This window comes from Salinimicrobium sediminilitoris (genome assembly GCF_020866905.1).
In the GTDB taxonomy this organism is placed as follows: domain Bacteria; phylum Bacteroidota; class Bacteroidia; order Flavobacteriales; family Flavobacteriaceae; genus Salinimicrobium; species Salinimicrobium sediminilitoris.
The window spans coordinates 47,408-63,757 of sequence record NZ_JAIVCC010000016.1 but is presented as its reverse complement, the minus strand read 5'-3'; the positions used below and the strand labels follow the sequence as shown (position 1 = coordinate 63,757).

Here is a 16,350-nt window from a genome sequence, read left to right as displayed (position 1 = left end):
GAGTGTGCGATTTTGTTTGTTTTTGTTTTTTGTTGGTTTGATTTTCTATTTGCCAATACAAAAATTAGCAAAAATATTCCCCAGCAGGTCATCATTTGTGATCTCGCCGGTGATCTCTCCAAAATAATGAAGAGCTTCTCTAATGTCAATTGCCAGGAGGTCGCCAGATAGGTTGTGGTTGAGTCCATCCTGCACCTTATTGATCTCTTCCAGGGCACTCAGCAGCGCATTGTAGTGTCGGCTGTTGGTTACTATAGTATTGTTGTTTCGCAGCTCCCCGGTGTTCACGAACTGCAGCAGCTTTTGCTGCAGGTCTTCGACGCCTTCACCGCTTTTAGCGGAAATAGTATTGAGATCTGAAATCTGAGATCTGAGATCTGAGATCTGCTCCTCGCTGAGTTGATCCACTTTGTTGGCCAGAATTACAAGGGGTTTCTGCGGAAATTGATTTTTTATCTTTTCGATTTCAATTTTCACCTGCTCAAGGGTGGGAGCGGAGTCTGCAGATCCTTCAGTATGATTTTCAGTATCAATCTGAAGATAACGAAGACGAGAGGCATCAAAAAGGTATAAAACAACCTGTGCCTGACTTATCTTTTCAAAAGTCCGCTTTATCCCGATGCTTTCTACCACATCCTGCGTTTCCCTTATCCCGGCGGTGTCTATGAATCTGAAACCGATTCCGCCAATGGAGATTTCATCTTCAATGGTGTCCCTGGTGGTTCCGGCAATTTCTGAAACTATGGCGCGTTCCTCGTTTAAAAGGGCATTTAGTAACGTGGATTTCCCAACGTTCGGTTCTCCTACAATAGCTACCGGAATTCCGTTTTTCAGCACATTACCCACGGAAAATGAATCTATGAGTCTCTTCAATACCTGCTGAATTCTGCTTACCAGTTTCTGAAATTCATCCCTGTTAGCGAACTCCACATCTTCTTCAGCAAAGTCCAGTTCCAGCTCTATGAGAGAAGCGAAATTCAGTAGTTCCTGCCGCAGTTTTTGGATCTCATTGGAGAATCCGCCGCGCATTTGTTGCATGGCCATCTGGTGGCTCGCCTGATTTTCGGAAGAGATAAGATCGGCTACAGCTTCTGCCTGACTCAAATCCATCTTTCCGTTAAGGAAGGCACGGAGAGTGAATTCCCCGGCTTCCGCAGCACGACAACCCCTGCGGATCAACAGCTGAATAATCTCCTGCTGAATGTAGGGACTTCCGTGACAAGAAATTTCGATAGTATTCTCTCCCGTGTAGGATTTTGGACCATGAAAAATTGAAACCAGCACTTCATCAATAATGCGCTCACCATCCACAATGTTTCCAAGGTGAAGGGTATGAGAATGTTGTTCCCGTAAATCTTTGTTGCTTTTGGATTTAAACACAGGTGTTACCAGTTGGATGGCATCAGAGCCTGATATTCTTATCACAGCAATAGCTCCCGCTCCTGAAGGAGTGGCCAGAGCTACTATATTGTCATTTAGCTTCATGCTACAAAGGTATGAAATGAAGTTCTGATTAGAGATTAGGAGAATAACTCCTCCCCTAAGGAAGGAGTTATATTTCAAATTTTACTATTCAGTTTATCAATTTCCCTTATTACAGAATCTTCTGAAATCTGCCCATAATGCGCCTGAGTTATTCCTATACGTGAATGTCCCAAAAGTTTACTTACAACTTCCATCGGAACATCATTCAAAAGTAACACAGTAGTAGCAAATGTCTTTCTTGCTATGTGGTGAGTCAGATTGATTTTAATGTCACACAGAGCTGCTATTTCCTTTAAGTAAGCATTGAAATGGGTATTTGTTTTACTTGGCAGAACCCTGCCTTCTCCCATCTCATCCTCATATTTGTGAATTATTTTCTGAGCTATTGGTAGAAGTGGAACTGAAATATACTTTCCCGTTTTCTCACGTTTCATTTTTATCCAGTTTCGGTTATCCTTCCCCTTTACTATATTCTCTATCTTCAGATTACTCATTTCTTTAAATGCAAGCCCAGTATAGCAGCAAAAGATAAAACAATCCCTAACCTCATCTAATCTCTTATTTTGTATCTGTTTATTCTGAAGTTTCTTAAGCTCCTCCTTGCTAAGATAAACTACCTCCTTTTTAGCTGGTTTAGGTTTATGCATCAGAAAAGGATTTTTATTTAAATAATCTCGTGCTACAGCAAAATTGATAAGCTTTTTAAATCTCTGAAGTGTCTTATTGATGGTACTCTGCTGCATTTCCCCTTCAGTCCGCAGATAATATTCAAAATCCTTTATGAACTGCTGCTTAAGCTTACTGAGCTTGATGTCCTTTTGCTTATACTCCCATTTGATGAAATCCTGCAGATGTCCTTTAGTGTTTTCAAACTTCTGCCAAGAAACTTCTTTCAGATCCTTACCTATTAGTTTCTTATAGTAATTATTATGCTCAACGTAGGCTGCAATTACTCCCATTTCGTTTTTAGTGTCCTCTCCACAGTAGATTTTGTAAACATCATCTACATCAAAAGAATCACCTTTAATCTGGAGCATTAAAAAAGCCTGACCAAGTTTTTGCTTAATCAGGCTTAATTGTGAATTTATTATTTTGTGGTTCTCTCCATTGTCTAATACTTTTTGCTTCTCTTGGCTCCAGTGATCAGGATTAATAAAAATCCCTGTGGAGAATTGCTTTCTCTGTTTCTCAATGGTAACTCTACATCGTAAAGGGGCTAATCCTGCCTTATTAGTTTTACCTTTTTGAATTAAAAATGTAATTTTCATGTCTTTTGTTTTTTATGGTTAGTTGTTTTTGATTTTATTCGTAAAAACAAAAAACTCCTCTGTTATTGAGGAGTTTTTATTTTGCAGTAGAATTATTAAGTTGGGACAGATGAATATGACCCTTTAACTATTAATTAATAGTTTTTTGCGAAATATCTTCCTAAATTGAAGTAGGCTATATTAATATTCCCTGCAGTATTATAATTTGCCTTAAATAATGAACCCATGGAATCTCGACTACCATGGGTTCTTTTTAATTGAATTTTAAAAGAAGTTATGACTGATCATCAATAGTTGCGGTAGGAGCATTCTTTTGAACAGACGAAATACCGTTTTCCATTGCAGCACTGGTTGTATAGACCTCACTGGTCCCCACAATTTGACCATTGCTCGATTTTAGATTGAATTTATGACCAGTCGTAGTTTGTTTTCGTTCAAAGCGATCTTCTACTTGTGAGTTTTTTCGAACAGATTCAATTCCATTCATGCAAGATGGTTTTGCTTTGTAGCCTTCACTACTTAAAATAATTTGACCGTTACCAGCTTTTAAATTAAAACGGAATTCACCCGCTTTGTCCTTTTTGATTTCAAATTTTCCCATGGTGTGTTTATTTGTTTCCTAAATATAAAAAGAAATCAGTAAAAACTTACAATTTTTGGGAATTGATATATATCAAAATACCGACCCAGTGCTTAGATCATAGCTTAGCCCTTAAAATAATTAATAAAATTTTACCTGTTTAGCAGAATCTTTATCGTAAAATAATTGGGGTACACTAACTTTTTTGGGGTACCGTATGGGGTACTCGAAAGTGAAGAAAAAGTTGACAACCTGACGAAAAGGAGAGATTATACGGCAAGGTGTACAAAACAAAAAAGCCCTTCCCTCAAAGGGAAAAGCTTCTCATTGGTTTACTTCTAAACCCAGGTAAGTCAAAGACTTACCACAAACAACACAACTAATTTTTATTGCCAAAAAAAGCTCCCCAATTTGAGGAGCTTCTTTGCAATTTGCGGTCTGGACGAGACTCGAACTCGCGACCCCCTGCGTGACAGGCAGGTATTCTAACCAACTGAACTACCAGACCGTTGCTTGATTGCGAGGGCAAATATACAGTACATTTTAAATTCAGCAAACCTTTTTTAAAATTATTTGAAAGTATTTTTTCATTTTTAAACAAACTTCTGACGTTCAACTAAATAAGTTGACAGAATTTTATTGAAGCTCGCGTTAATATCAGCCGGGACGTATTTGATACCGTATTGAGCACACTTTAGTTTTAAGTGGTTAAAATAGATCTCAACCTCTTTTTGATAACTATCCTTCACATTATCAGCATATAAGTCTATTTTCTCTCCTGTTTCCACATCTGTGAACTGCTGTGGTTCATCCCCGAATTTAAAATCCAATTCCTTCTCCTTATCCAACACATGGAGAAGGACCAACTCATGCTTATTAAATTTTAAATGCCTTAGCGCTTCAAAAAGCTTCTCTTCCTCTACTTCATCCTGGAACATATCTGAAAAGAAAAAGATAAGAGACCGCCGTTTGATTTTTTCGGCAATTTGATGCAAATAAGTATAAGTAGCAGTTTGTTTTTTGTCTTTGGGCTGCCCAATGGTTTCCTCCAGCACATGCAGCAGCATCCTACGGTGCCGTTCACTGCCTTTTTCGGGGGCATAGTATTCGTACCTGTCGCTATATATACTAAGCCCTACAGCATCGCGCTGCTTTTTGAGGATCTGCATGAGGCATGCCGAAGCCAGGACCGAAAAACCTATTTTGTTGAGATCGTTTAGACTCTGGTTCTTTTTATTCGGAAAATGCATGGATGCAGAATTGTCAATGATCAAATGACACCTAAGGTTGGTTTCCTCCTCGTAACGTTTCGTATAAAGCTTGTCTGTCTTGGCGAAGAGCTTCCAGTCTATATGGCGGGTACTTTCCCCCTGGTTATAGACTTTATGTTCTGCAAACTCTGAAGAAAAGCCATGGAACGGACTCTTATGAAGCCCCGAAATGAATCCTTCTACTATTTGCGTGGCCAATAGTTCCAGATTAAGAAATTGGCCGGCTTTATGTACTTCCTTCTCTAACTGCATCTCCTAAAATTTATTTTCAAGATACAGAATTATCGGCATAAAAAAATCCGGAGTAAAACTCCGGATCTTTATTTATCTGAACTTGAGGAAAAACTACAATACTTGATCCAATGCTTCTGCGTATGTGTTTTTAGGCGCAACTCCAACCTGTCTTCCTACTACTTCTCCATTTTTGAAGATAAGCACTGTAGGAATATTTCTCACGCCATATTTGGCTGCAAATTCCTGGTTGGCATCTACATCTAGTTTCCCAACCACTGCTTTACCTTCGTATTCTTTACTAATATCATCAATAATAGGACCTACCATTCTACATGGTCCGCACCATGCAGCCCAAAAATCAACCATTACCGGTTTATCGCTTTTAAGTACTTGTTCCTCAAAAGTTGCGTCAGTTATTTCTAAAGCCATATCTGTAGTTTTTATTCGTTTATAATTTATACACAAAAATAGTCAAAATTATAAGGAATCCTTACACAACGGAAATCACATTTGACTATAAGGTTATTGTCGCCTCCTATAAAGTTTCAAAAACATACCTATCAAAAAATTTGTTTGTAGGAAATAACCTACATATTAATCCTCTGATTTCCACTTCAACCTCAATAATCAAACCTTGAGCGAATTGTTAAATATATACAAATCTAATCTTCTCCATTTTCTTATCTTTAGTAGTGTAAGTAACTCAAAACCAATATTTATTCAAACACTTTTACCCTTAAAAAACATTGCCATGACAGTATTAACTCAACTCTGGAAAGAACAAACAGCGGGTTTTTCGTTGGTTCAAAAAGCAGTCATAGGAATTATCCTTTCATTTATTCTTTTTACAGCCATTTTTGCACTTGTGCTGGTTTATTTTGAATTAACAAAGTAAGCTCAAACATCCGAAAAATCAGTGATGTTATAGTTAATCCCTGTACTTCGGAAGAAGAGGATAAAAGACAAAAATCCCTCTCAAAAATGTCATTTTTGAGAGGGATTTTTATTTTAATTCAGTTTGTATAGCACCTGCTGCTCTTCCAGTGCATTAAGCAACTCCTGGGAGATCCTGATTTTCTGTTTCCTGCTGGGCATATGCAACTTAATCCTGTCTTTCATCTCATAAACCACAAAATTGAGCTTGTTCTCTCCACTATGGCTCCTAAAAAGGTCTTTTAAGCTGTCTATTTTATCCTCCTGCAACTCATCAATGTTAAGTTGGATGGTGAGTTTCTTTGCATAGTTCTCCATCACGTCATGCAACAATTGAATGTTGTTGAATTGTAGCCTTGGATCCCCTTTTCTGCCCGTTTCCCTGTTAGGATAACCTTCCCGAATAAATATCTTGGCATGAATAAAGGAATTGGGAACTAGGAAATGCCTGTATTTTAAATATTCTTCCTTGAACATCCTAAACTCATAGGAATCAGAATAATCTTCCACAACGAAAGTTGCCCAGCCCTGTCCCTGCTTATTAACGCGGTGTTGCACGTCACTTATTACACCTCCAAAAGTGAGCTCTTTGTTCAAAGCTTCTTCCAGATCCTGGAAGTCTGCAAGCACAGCGTTACAGAAGCTTTTTAATTCAATCTTAAAGTCATCCAGTGGATGTCCCGAGAGATAGATCCCCACTACTTCCCGCTCTCTTCTAAGCTTCTCCATAGTTCCCCATTCCTCACAAGGCGGTACTACAGGTTCGGGTATTTGTACTTCACTGGCGTCCCCAAAAAGACTTACCTGAGAAGAGTTCTCATTCTCCTGAAATTTTGCAGCATATTTTACTACTTTCTCCAAAAAGGTGATCCCGTCGCCCTCATCATGAAAGTATTGGGCGCGGTGGGTATCTCCAAAACCATCAAAACCCCCGGCCAAAGCAAGATTTTCGAATGCTTTTTTATTGGCCGCTCTAAGGTCGATCTTTTTAGCCATATCAAAAATTGACCTGTAAGCACCCTTTTTTCTATTTTCAACAATGGTAGCTACCGCTCCTGCACCAACTCCTTTAATGGCACCCATTCCAAAACGAACTGCATTCTCTTTATTAACAGAGAACTTGTAGTAGGATTCATTCACATCGGGGCCAAGAACATTCAGCTTCATTCGCTTGCATTCTTCCATAAAGAAGGTAACCTGCTTGATATCGTTCATGTTGTTCGACAACACTGCCGCCATATATTCCGCAGGATAATGCGCCTTTAAGTATGCCGTTTGATAGGCAATCCAGGCGTAACAGGTGGAGTGCGACTTGTTAAAGGCATAGGATGCAAAAGCCTCCCAGTCCTTCCAGACTTTCTCAAGAACGTTTCGTGGATGTCCGTTTGCCTCTCCGCCATCAAGAAATTTTGGTTTCAACTCTTCCAGCAGGGAAAATATCTTTTTCCCCATTGCCTTCCGCAGTACATCGGCTTCACCTTTTGTGAAACTGGCAAGCTTTTGCGAAAGTAGCATCACCTGCTCCTGGTAGACTGTAATTCCGTAGGTTTCTTTGAGATACTCTTCCATGGCCGGAAGGTCATAAACGATCTCTTCATCCCCATGTTTTCGGGCAATAAAGCTTGGAATGTACTCCATGGGGCCCGGTCTGTAAAGGGCGTTCATGGCAATAAGATCATCAAAGACCGTTGGCTTCAGGTCTTTCATGTGCTTTTGCATTCCGGGGGATTCATACTGGAAAATCCCTACTGTTTCTCCCCGCTGGAACAACTCATAGGTTTTCTCATCATCGAGCGGAAAACTATCTGGATCAAGATCAATGTCATGTCGTCCCTTTACGATTTTCACGGTATCCTTAATAAGGGTAAGGGTCTTGAGACCCAAAAAGTCCATTTTAAGAAGGCCGGCACTTTCTACAACCGAGTTATCAAACTGGGTCACATAAAGATCTGAATCCTTGGCAAGGGCAACAGGGACAAAATTTGTTATATCGCTTGGGGTAATAATCACCCCGCAGGCATGGATCCCGGTATTTCTCACTGACCCTTCCAGGATTCTCGCCTGATTCACAGTTTGAGCTTCCAGATCATCCCCTTCCGCGATGTTGAGTAGTTCGTTGATCTTATCCAGGTCCTCACTTCGGAAGTTGCTTTTTAAAGCCTTTTCATCCATTCCAAAGATCTTGGAAAGTTTGGTATTAGGGATAAGCTTCGAGATTCTATCGGCTTCATTTAGCGGCAGGTCAAGGACCCGTGCCGTATCTCTAATGGAAGATTTGGCTGCCATGGTACCATAAGTAATGATCTGCGCCACCTGGCTTGCTCCGTATTTATTGATCACGTAGTCCATCACCCGGCTTCGGCCTTCATCATCAAAGTCAATATCAATATCGGGCATACTTACACGATCGGGATTCAGGAATCTCTCAAAAAGGAGATCATATTTGATAGGATCTATATTTGTAATTCCGAGGCAATAAGCCACGGCACTACCCGCCGCAGATCCCCTTCCAGGACCAACAGAAACATCCATATTCCTCGCCTCCCTAATAAAGTCTTCCACGATTAGAAAGTATCCCGGGTAGCCGGTATTCTCAATGACCGAAAGCTCAAAATCAAGACGCTCCCTTATTGATGGGGTTATTTCTCCATACCGCTTTTCGGCCCCAACAAAAGTTATATGCTTAAGATATGCGTTCTCACCTCTCTTTCCTCCATCTTCGGCATCTTCGGCGACGATGAATTTTTCCGGAATGGTAAAGGCAGGAAGCAAGACATCCCGTGCAAGCTCATAGGGTTCGATCTTGTCCACAACTTCCTGTACATTCGATATAGCCTCGGGAAGATCCTTAAAAAGGGCCTTCATTTCGTCACCGCTCTTGAAATAGTATTCATTGTTAGGCAACCCGTAACGATATCCCCGGCCTCGGCCTATTGGGGTGGCCTGTTTTTCCCCGTCTTTTACACAAAGTAAAATATCATGCGCATTTGCATCCTTCTGCTCGCAATAATAGGTATTATTTGAAGCCACGAGTTTTACGTCGTGTTTTTTCGCCAGTTCCACCAGGACAGGATTCACCCTGTCTTCATCCTCCTGGTTGTGACGCATTAGCTCCACATAAAGATCTTCGCCAAATTGTTCTTTCCACCACAAAAGAGCTTCCTCGGCCTGGTTCTCCCCTACGTTAAGGATCTTGCCGGGAACTTCCCCATAAAGGTTTCCGGTTAACACAATAATGTCTTCCCTGTATTTCATTACAACTTCCCTGTCAATCCTGGGAACGTAATAAAAACCCTCGGTATAGGCCATGGAAGACATTTTGGCCAGGTTATGATATCCCTTTTTGTTCTTCGCAAGAAAAACTACCTGGTAACCATTATCCTTTCGGCTCTTATCTTTTCGGTTCTCGCAAACAAAAAACTCACACCCAACAATTGCCTTTAATTCTTTGGCCGTTGCAGGCTCATTATTTTCAGCTGCAGCAGTATTTTTGGCTTTTACACCTTTATTATAAGCGCCAACTTCCTTAACAAAGTGAAAAGCACCCATCATATTCGCATGATCTGTTAATGCAACAGCGGGCATACCTTTTTTTGCAGCGGCATCAACAAGATCTTTTATACTTATTGTGGATTGCAAAATGGAAAACTGGCTGTGGTTGTGCAGGTGCGAAAAGGCAACTTCATCAAGCTTTTCAAGGTTCTCCTTAATTTCTTCTGAAGAAATCCCTTTATCCTCTTTCTTCTGAAGTCTTTTCCTGATCTCTTCGGAAGCCTTCTTCAAATTGATATGCTTCAGCCCAATAAGCTGAATTGACTGCGGATGCGCTTCTGAAAAATTTTCAAAATAATCTGGTTTAACATCCAGCTCTTCAGAAGTAAAGACTCTTTTCCTTATAAGTTCGAGGAAACAACGGGTAGTCGCCTCCACATCGGCCGTTGCATTGTGCGCTTCAGCAAAAGGTTCATTAAAAAGGAATTCGTGCAGCTCGGTAAGAGTGGGAAGCTTGAATTTTCCTCCCCTACCACCGGGAATACAGCAAAGCTGTGCAGTAACTTCGGTACAGGTATCGAGCACTGGAAGCTCCAGTAATTTATTCTCCATTTGAAGCCGATGGAACTCGGCCCCCATAATATTCAGGTCAAACCCTACATTTTGGCCCACCACAAATTTTGAGCGGGAAAGGGCCACATTGAATTTCTCCAGCATCTCCTTAAGGGAAATTCCTTCCTCAAGAGCGAGATCGGTAGAGATACCGTGTACCTTTTCGGCATCATAGGGAATATTGAAACCTTCCGGTTTCACCAGGTAATCCTGATGCTCTACCACCTGCCCCATCTCATCATGCAACTGCCAGGCTATTTGTATACAGCGGGGCCAGTTATCGCTATCTGTGAGGGGAGCATCCCAGCGCTTGGGGAGACCGGTCGTTTCAGTATCAAAAATAAGGTACATAAAATAGTATTTTTTGAAGCTTTATCTCTGATTATCAGAACAAAGCAGTAATTTTGAAGCAATTTTAAAGAGGTAAAAATAAGTATAATTTAATGTACATGCCGGGAAAGTTTTCAGGAATTATTAACGAAAGGAAACCTCAAAAATGACATTTTAGAGCATAAAAAAACCCGGACGATTTGCCCGGGTTCTTGTATATATTCCATTTTTTGGCTAATCAAAAGCCTCCTCCAGGTCCTTTACCTGTTTAAAGGTGCGTTCAATTGCATTTCGCTGTTTGATAAGAAGGTTGGCAGTCGAAGGTGGAAACCCATCGTCTTTAATAATTTTGTTGTAGTCTTCTACAGCTATCTTCTCTCCCCGAACAACTTCCTCTAAAATCTCTTCTTCCTTATCTGAACTTAATGCCGATTTAAGGTCCATCCAAATATGATGCGCTTTTCCCTTTACACTGGCTCCCTTGTCGGGAGATTCCCCTAGGTTCCTGATTTCAGTTTTTAACTCATGCCCAAAATCATAACGCTCTTTTGCCTTAACTTCAAAAAATTGCTTCAGCTTATCGTTCCTCACATCTTCGGCAGCTTTCTTAAAACCAATTTCAGAATCATAATTCTTCTCCAGCAACTCATTGAGTTTTGCTGCCTGCTCTTTTGTCGTGTTCATACTTTTATTTTTAGATTAGCTATTTTTTTCTTCTTAAAGATATGACAGATAATGGATCTAACCCAATGTTTAACAGGCTTTAGCACTCCTTAACGAAGTGGAAAAAATTGGGGAATTTGACAGCGGGAGATTGCAAATAATTTTTCACTAACTGCTTAATTTACAATAAAAAATAATAGTATCTTTGCCCCCTCATTAATAATCGGGGTCGGGAACCCCACAAATTAATTTATATGCCTGTAAAGATTAGATTACAAAGACACGGTAAAAAAGGAAAGCCTTTTTTCTGGATCATTGCCGCAGACTCGCGGACAAGAAGAGATGGTAAGTTTCTTGAAAAATTAGGGATTTACAATCCAAACACTAATCCTGCAACGATCGAATTGGATGTTGACAGTTCTGTAAAATGGCTACAGAATGGAGCACAACCAACAGATACTGCAAGAGCTATCCTTTCTTACAAAGGAGTCTTACTTAAGAACCACCTTGCAGGTGGAGTTAGAAAAGGCGCTTTAACCGAGGAGCAAGCCGAGGAGAAATTCAACGCTTGGGTTGAGGAAAAAGAAGGTAAAGTAGAAGCTAAAAAAGAGAACCTAACAAAAGAGCAGGAAGCTGCTAAGGCGAAGGCTCTTGAAGCTGAAAAAGAAGTTAATGCAAAACGCGAAGCTGAAGCTGCTGCCGCTGCACAACCTGAAGTTGAGGAAACTACCGAAGACCAGGAAGCTGCTGCTGCAAATGAAGTGGATGACGCTACTGCAGAAGAAGCTAAAACTGAAGAAAAACAAGACCAATCAGGTTCTTAAATTTTCATTCTAACGAACAATGACAAAAGAAGAGTGTTTCTATCTTGGCAGGATCGTTAGTAAATTCAGTTTTAAGGGAGAGGTATTGATCAAACTCGATACCGATGAACCCGACAGTTATTTAGAAATGGAATCAGTTTTTGTCGAATATGACAATAATCTGGTTCCATTTTTTATTGAAAGAAGCTCACTTCAAAAGAGCAATTTGTTAAGGGTAAAATTTGAGGAAGTCGATACCGAAGAGGACGCCGATGACCTCATGAAATGCGACCTTTATTTACCTCTCAATCTCTTACCGGAGTTGGGAGAAGATCAATTCTACTTCCACGAGATCATTGGTTATACAGTGGAAGATGAAAATTACGGCACTGTTGGCACGCTCACCGGAGTTAACGACACCACCACCCAGGCCCTTTTCGAGATCGAAAAAGACGGAAAACAGGTGCTTATCCCCATGAATGACTATTTTCTCCAAAAAGTAGATAAGAAGAACAAAGTCATTCATGTAAAAACGCCGGAAGGACTTATCGATCTTTATCTTTAAATTCCAGGCACCAAATTCCAAGCTACAAATTCCAAATTCCAAAGGGTGTTAAAATTTTGAGCCCCAGGCACAAAATTCCAAAGTGAATCATTTTCAACAATAAAAATTTCATATTCCTGAAGAAGAATTTACTTTATCTTTAGTACTATGACTGATAAAATGAAGCCTTACAATCTCGAGGAAAGGACGTTTGAATTTGCAAAAGATTGCAGGATTCTAATTTCTAAACTACCAAAAACTATTACGAATATTGAAGATGGAAAACAGCTGATTAGATCCTCGGGATCCGTGGGTGCAAATTATATCTAAACAAACGAAAAACTGGGAGACAAAGATTTTTATTCACGGCTAAAAATAGCTCGAAAAGAAGCAAAAGAATCAGCTTATTGGATAAAGCTTCTAAAGTCGTCTAATCCCAATCTCGAGATTGAAATAGACAAGCTTCTGAAAGAAGCAGAAGAATTGCGCAAAATCCTGTCTGCCATTATTAAAAAATTCTAGAGTTCGTTTTATATTGGAATTGGATGCTTGTAATTTGATGCTTGAATTTAAAAATTGGTATTTGGTGCTTGGAATTTGGTGCTTATCTTGCGTCACCAATTAATAATCAGCAATGGAAAGCTTCCGGTTTAAGCAATTTAGTATAGAACAAGACAAATGTGCTATGAAAATCGGTACAGACGGAGTGCTACTTGGCGCCTGGACTTCTCTTGAACACCAACCATTTTCAATCCTTGACATTGGCACCGGCACAGGTGTAATTGCCTTGATGCTTGCCCAAAGAAGCGCAGCCGAACTTATAGACGCACTTGAAATCGATGAAGACGCCTACGAGCAGGCGGTAGAGAACTTTGAAAATAGCGACTGGGGCGACAGGCTCTTTTGCTATCACGCAGCCTTTGACGAATTTGTTGAAGAGATGCAGGATGAGGAAAAATATGAGCTCATTGTTTCCAATCCGCCATTCTATTCGGCAGATTATTCTTCGGGAGATGCGAAAAGGGATCAGGCGCGATTTGCAGAGGCACTTCCGTTTGAGGAACTTATAGAAGGTGTTTCCCTTCTCCTCTCAAAAAAGGGAAAATTCAGTGTTATTATTCCTTATGCAGAAGAAGAAAAATTTCTTTACCTGGCCGGAGATCACGGACTCTTTCCACAGAGGATCGCGCGTGTTAAGGGAACTCCCAATTCTGAAGTAAAAAGATCTCTGCTGGAAATGTCATTTTTGGAAACGCAGCCTACCCGGGATGAGCTAATTATTGAAACCACCCGACACCAATATACTCCGGAGTATATTGAGCTCGTGAAGGATTATTATTTGAAGATGTAATTTTAGAACCCTTTCAGGCTTCCAAACCCTGAAAGGGTTGAAACACTTATTTCCGGACCTCACAGGTTTTTAAAACCTGTGAAGTCTATTGCCTGATTTCAAACGAAGTTCCATATTTTTGTATATATAAAATATATAGCAATGGAAAAGGTTAGAAAATTAATAGATCTGGATAAGGAGACTTTAGAAATATTAGACACCGAAGCAAAAAACCAGAACCGGTCATTAAAGAATCTTCTGGAATCCACGCTAAAGAAAGAAGCTCAAAAACTGGCCACTCCTTCTCCCGAATATCGACGCATGATGGATGAAATGCTGGAAAGAGTTTCAGAAGGGGATGTCCAATTTACATCAATCTCTGAGATTAGGAAACGGTATGGGTTATAAAATCCTGATTTCCAAAGAAGCTGAAGTCGAACTGGAATTTGCAGATTGTTACTTCCGTTCCAAAGATCTGGAAAAAAGTTTTAGAGCAGATTTTCTAAAGCAACTAGAATTTCTTGAGACGACCCCATTTTCCTTTCAAAAGAAATATAAAGATGTGCGGGTAATTTTTTTTTAGTGATTTCAATTATTCCATTCATTATATCATTGAAGATCAGACGGTGTTAATTTTAAGAATCCTTAATCAAAGACAAAATTTTTAATTGGAAAATTTTTCATGATGGCTTTTTTAAACCCTAAGAACCATTATTTTCTACTATTTTGCCGGGAATTAAATAAACTCCATGCTTGGCAGAAATTTATTGTTCCCTCTTCTTTTACTCTTTTCTTTTTTTACGTCGTGTAAAAATGAACCTGAAGTTGATGATAATCTTTGGGTGGGAACCATTAGAGTAATAGATCACAATATCCCTTTCCCATTTCTATTAGAAAAAACAAAAACAAACCTGCGCCTCATTGATCATGAGAATAACATTATAGACAGTTCAAGTGCGTCTTTTCAAGAATATCAGGACAGGGACACTATAAAAATGCAGGATCACCGGTTTCTGGTGATGAACAATGGCCGTAGCCTTTGGCTTTTGGACCAAATGGACAGTTTGAATTTCCATTATGAGCATCCAATGTATGCTGCACAATTTGTCAAAGCAGCACCTACTGATGATACCGACTTTTCCTCTTTATCTGAACAGTTTCAGAATATCACCTATCAAACCGAAGTAAATTCAGCTCACTTTGCAACTCCAAACAGGGATCTAAAGATTGAAAAGACTTTAGCATTTTCAGAAGACAGCCTTACAACCACTTTTAATTATTTTTATCAAAATGAGTTTGTCTATGCAGAAAGAGAACTATCCAAATATGACATTTTTGAAAGAAAAGGGAAAGTTTTTCTTTCGGAAGGTCAGGATAAGCCTAATTCTGTGAATTTATATCTGGTTACGGAAATTGATGAGAATTCTTTTTCTTTAAGAAGCTTCAGAAATAATGAAGAATATATTGAGCAGTTTGAAAATTCCGAAGCAATCAAAGATCCTTCAAATTTCAACACTTTTGAGAGGTGTATGGAAGGTCAACCCGGAGAATATTATCATGACAATTTAACCTTCAATAAAGGCAATGAGTATCTTATTCAGAAAATAAGTAAAAACGCTCCTAAAGCTTCGGGAGACGGATACATCACTGTACATTTCACAATTAATTGCAAGGGGGAAATGGGACATTTGGGATTAAAACAAATGGACCGGGAGTTCCAGTCCACATCTTTTGATCCGGTCCTTGTAAAGCATATTATTTCTGAAGTTATGGATCTAAAGGACTGGCCGGAAATTAAATCTGGAAAATTTTATAGAGATATTCACTCATTTTTGATGTTTAGGATCAGAAATGGCAAAATTACAGACCTATGTCCTTAAAAACATTATTCCCGTTTCTCCTGATTATTCTACTGATTGGGTGTAAATCTGATCCTGCTGTTCCGGATAAATACGCTCATTTGACGGAGACGGAAAGAGACTCCATGGCAACTTATTACCATGAAATTTCAATGTTTTTATACCAACCCACAGAAATGCACCGAAGGTATAAAGACACAGCCCTTCTAATAAAACCCGATCATGTAGAATACCGGCAAAGACTTTCCTATTTATACAAAAAAAGAGGCGAACACATTGAGGCTATGAGGATCCTGAATGAGGCGGTGGAAAGGGATATTGAGAAAAACAAAACTTTCGCGCTTCAATACCGCGCCTGGTCGCTGCTGTTCTTCTACCGGGATTATGGGGGCACCATTAAAGATGTGGATCTCATTAATGAAATGGAACCGAGGAATGACTATACAGTATGCCATGGAGAACCCTGCGCAAACCTGAAAGGCCAGGCGCTTTACAAGCTAGGCCGTTATAGAGAAGCCATCGAAACTTTTGAAGAAGTTTTGGAAGTGGAAAAGGAAAAAGGTTGGGATCCCATAGATAACCTACACGCTAATTTTTATAGGGCCCGATCTTATTCTGAATTGGGAGAACATCAAAAGGCCATTAAAATTTACAATTCTCAACTAGCTGCGAATCCTCAATTTACTGAAGCATATTTTCAGCTGGGCAAAATTTATTCTAAAACAGGAGAGATTGAAAAAGCACAGGAATATCTGATTAAAGCATCACAACTTCTGGCGGAAGGAAATAAAATGGGAGAACCTTACTATGAAGCTTTTGATGAAGTGTTTGAATACCAGATTGAGGAGGATCTTCAGAAATTAAATTCATTCCCCAAGGCAGATTTTAAGAATTAAAAGTTCGCATAAAAAATTCTGAATCAAAGAATTCGTCACTGTTAAAGGGC

At 39.6% G+C, this 16,350-nt stretch carries 15 protein-coding genes and 1 tRNA gene; 8 read left to right on the top strand and 8 right to left on the bottom strand.

The genetic code is table 11. The features are described from left to right. Positions 1 to 45 precede the first annotated feature (45 nt). The 6 genes from mnmE to trxA all read right to left on the bottom strand — a co-directional run bounded on the left by mnmE (position 46) and on the right by trxA (position 5,282). Positions 46 to 1,485, bottom strand: a complete 1,440-nt coding sequence (gene mnmE / locus LA313_RS13935) for a tRNA uridine-5-carboxymethylaminomethyl(34) synthesis GTPase MnmE (protein WP_228916033.1) — start codon at positions 1,483 to 1,485, stop codon at positions 46 to 48. Between the two features lie 74 nt (positions 1,486 to 1,559). Continuing rightward, positions 1,560 to 2,753 carry a site-specific integrase gene (locus LA313_RS13930; protein WP_228916031.1) on the bottom strand — a complete coding sequence of 398 codons (1,194 nt, stop codon included), beginning with the start codon at positions 2,751 to 2,753 and terminating at the stop codon, positions 1,560 to 1,562. A gap of 274 nt (positions 2,754 to 3,027) precedes the next feature. After that, positions 3,028 to 3,354 carry a YegP family protein gene (locus tag LA313_RS13925; RefSeq protein WP_228916029.1) on the bottom strand — a complete coding sequence of 109 codons (327 nt, stop codon included), beginning with the start codon at positions 3,352 to 3,354 and terminating at the stop codon, positions 3,028 to 3,030. A gap of 413 nt (positions 3,355 to 3,767) precedes the next feature. Continuing rightward, positions 3,768 to 3,841 (bottom strand) — tRNA-Asp (locus LA313_RS13920). An 85-nt stretch (positions 3,842 to 3,926) separates the two neighbouring features. Further along, positions 3,927 to 4,856 carry a DUF58 domain-containing protein gene (locus LA313_RS13915; protein WP_228916027.1) on the bottom strand — a complete coding sequence of 310 codons (930 nt, stop codon included), beginning with the start codon at positions 4,854 to 4,856 and terminating at the stop codon, positions 3,927 to 3,929. A 93-nt stretch (positions 4,857 to 4,949) separates the two neighbouring features. Then, the gene (gene trxA, locus LA313_RS13910; protein ID WP_333473566.1) at positions 4,950 to 5,282 is read right to left on the bottom strand and encodes a thioredoxin; all 333 of its coding nucleotides are present in this window, start codon (positions 5,280 to 5,282) and stop codon (positions 4,950 to 4,952) included. A gap of 307 nt (positions 5,283 to 5,589) precedes the next feature. Between trxA and LA313_RS13905 the strand changes: the two genes are divergently transcribed. Beyond that, positions 5,590 to 5,733 carry a hypothetical protein gene (locus tag LA313_RS13905; protein ID WP_228916024.1) on the top strand — a complete coding sequence of 48 codons (144 nt, stop codon included), beginning with the start codon at positions 5,590 to 5,592 and terminating at the stop codon, positions 5,731 to 5,733. 113 nt (positions 5,734 to 5,846) lie between these two features. Here LA313_RS13905 and dnaE read toward each other — a convergent pair whose 3' ends face one another. Both dnaE and LA313_RS13895 read right to left on the bottom strand, forming a co-directional pair. After that, complete coding sequence (gene dnaE / locus LA313_RS13900) at positions 5,847 to 10,226, bottom strand: DNA polymerase III subunit alpha (protein ID WP_228916023.1); 4,380 nt, start codon at positions 10,224 to 10,226, stop codon at positions 5,847 to 5,849. A 213-nt stretch (positions 10,227 to 10,439) separates the two neighbouring features. Further along, entirely contained in the window at positions 10,440 to 10,889 is a 450-nt protein-coding gene (locus LA313_RS13895; RefSeq protein WP_228916022.1) for a ferritin-like domain-containing protein, read from the bottom strand. Positions 10,890 to 11,122: 233 nt separating this feature from the next. Here LA313_RS13895 and LA313_RS13890 point away from each other — a divergent pair, with 233 nt between their 5' ends. The 7 genes from LA313_RS13890 to LA313_RS13860 all read left to right on the top strand — a co-directional run bounded on the left by LA313_RS13890 (position 11,123) and on the right by LA313_RS13860 (position 16,300). Continuing rightward, positions 11,123 to 11,692, top strand: coding sequence for a 30S ribosomal protein S16 (locus tag LA313_RS13890; protein WP_228916021.1), 570 nt, complete (start codon positions 11,123 to 11,125; stop codon positions 11,690 to 11,692). A 19-nt stretch (positions 11,693 to 11,711) separates the two neighbouring features. Next, positions 11,712 to 12,236, top strand: a complete 525-nt coding sequence (gene rimM, locus LA313_RS13885; protein ID WP_228916020.1) for a ribosome maturation factor RimM — start codon at positions 11,712 to 11,714, stop codon at positions 12,234 to 12,236. Positions 12,237 to 12,557: 321 nt separating this feature from the next. Beyond that, positions 12,558 to 12,737 carry a four helix bundle protein gene (locus LA313_RS13880; RefSeq protein ID WP_255702533.1) on the top strand — a complete coding sequence of 60 codons (180 nt, stop codon included), beginning with the start codon at positions 12,558 to 12,560 and terminating at the stop codon, positions 12,735 to 12,737. 163 nt (positions 12,738 to 12,900) lie between these two features. Next, positions 12,901 to 13,566: a tRNA1(Val) (adenine(37)-N6)-methyltransferase gene (locus tag LA313_RS13875; protein WP_228916018.1), complete on the top strand. Its 666-nt coding sequence runs from the start codon at positions 12,901 to 12,903 to the stop codon at positions 13,564 to 13,566. 141 nt (positions 13,567 to 13,707) lie between these two features. Next, positions 13,708 to 13,953, top strand: a complete 246-nt coding sequence (locus LA313_RS13870) for a hypothetical protein (protein WP_228916017.1) — start codon at positions 13,708 to 13,710, stop codon at positions 13,951 to 13,953. A 341-nt stretch (positions 13,954 to 14,294) separates the two neighbouring features. Then, positions 14,295 to 15,425 (top strand): hypothetical protein, encoded by a 1,131-nt coding sequence (locus tag LA313_RS13865; RefSeq protein ID WP_228916016.1) that lies wholly within the window; start codon positions 14,295 to 14,297, stop codon positions 15,423 to 15,425. A gap of 104 nt (positions 15,426 to 15,529) precedes the next feature. After that, positions 15,530 to 16,300, top strand: a complete 771-nt coding sequence (locus LA313_RS13860; RefSeq protein ID WP_228916014.1) for a tetratricopeptide repeat protein — start codon at positions 15,530 to 15,532, stop codon at positions 16,298 to 16,300. Positions 16,301 to 16,350: the final 50 nt, after the last annotated feature.

What these genes read in the sequence shown, in the direction of transcription:
- LA313_RS13925 (WP_228916029.1), bottom strand. Translation starts at nt 3,354, where the DNA reads ATGGGAAAATTTGAAATCAAAAAGGACAAAGCGGGTGAATTCCGTTTT.
- LA313_RS13895 (WP_228916022.1), bottom strand. Translation starts at nt 10,889, where the DNA reads ATGAACACGACAAAAGAGCAGGCAGCAAAACTCAATGAGTTGCTGGAG.
- LA313_RS13860 (WP_228916014.1), top strand. Translation starts at nt 15,530, where the DNA reads ATGGCAACTTATTACCATGAAATTTCAATGTTTTTATACCAACCCACA.
- LA313_RS13930 (WP_228916031.1), bottom strand. Translation starts at nt 2,753, where the DNA reads ATGAAAATTACATTTTTAATTCAAAAAGGTAAAACTAATAAGGCAGGA.
- LA313_RS13870 (WP_228916017.1), top strand. Translation starts at nt 13,708, where the DNA reads ATGGAAAAGGTTAGAAAATTAATAGATCTGGATAAGGAGACTTTAGAA.
- LA313_RS13905 (WP_228916024.1), top strand. Translation starts at nt 5,590, where the DNA reads ATGACAGTATTAACTCAACTCTGGAAAGAACAAACAGCGGGTTTTTCG.
- rimM (WP_228916020.1), top strand. Translation starts at nt 11,712, where the DNA reads ATGACAAAAGAAGAGTGTTTCTATCTTGGCAGGATCGTTAGTAAATTC.
- LA313_RS13915 (WP_228916027.1), bottom strand. Translation starts at nt 4,856, where the DNA reads ATGCAGTTAGAGAAGGAAGTACATAAAGCCGGCCAATTTCTTAATCTG.
- mnmE (WP_228916033.1), bottom strand. Translation starts at nt 1,485, where the DNA reads ATGAAGCTAAATGACAATATAGTAGCTCTGGCCACTCCTTCAGGAGCG.
- dnaE (WP_228916023.1), bottom strand. Translation starts at nt 10,226, where the DNA reads ATGTACCTTATTTTTGATACTGAAACGACCGGTCTCCCCAAGCGCTGG.
- LA313_RS13890 (WP_228916021.1), top strand. Translation starts at nt 11,123, where the DNA reads ATGCCTGTAAAGATTAGATTACAAAGACACGGTAAAAAAGGAAAGCCT.
- LA313_RS13865 (WP_228916016.1), top strand. Translation starts at nt 14,295, where the DNA reads ATGCTTGGCAGAAATTTATTGTTCCCTCTTCTTTTACTCTTTTCTTTT.
- LA313_RS13875 (WP_228916018.1), top strand. Translation starts at nt 12,901, where the DNA reads ATGAAAATCGGTACAGACGGAGTGCTACTTGGCGCCTGGACTTCTCTT.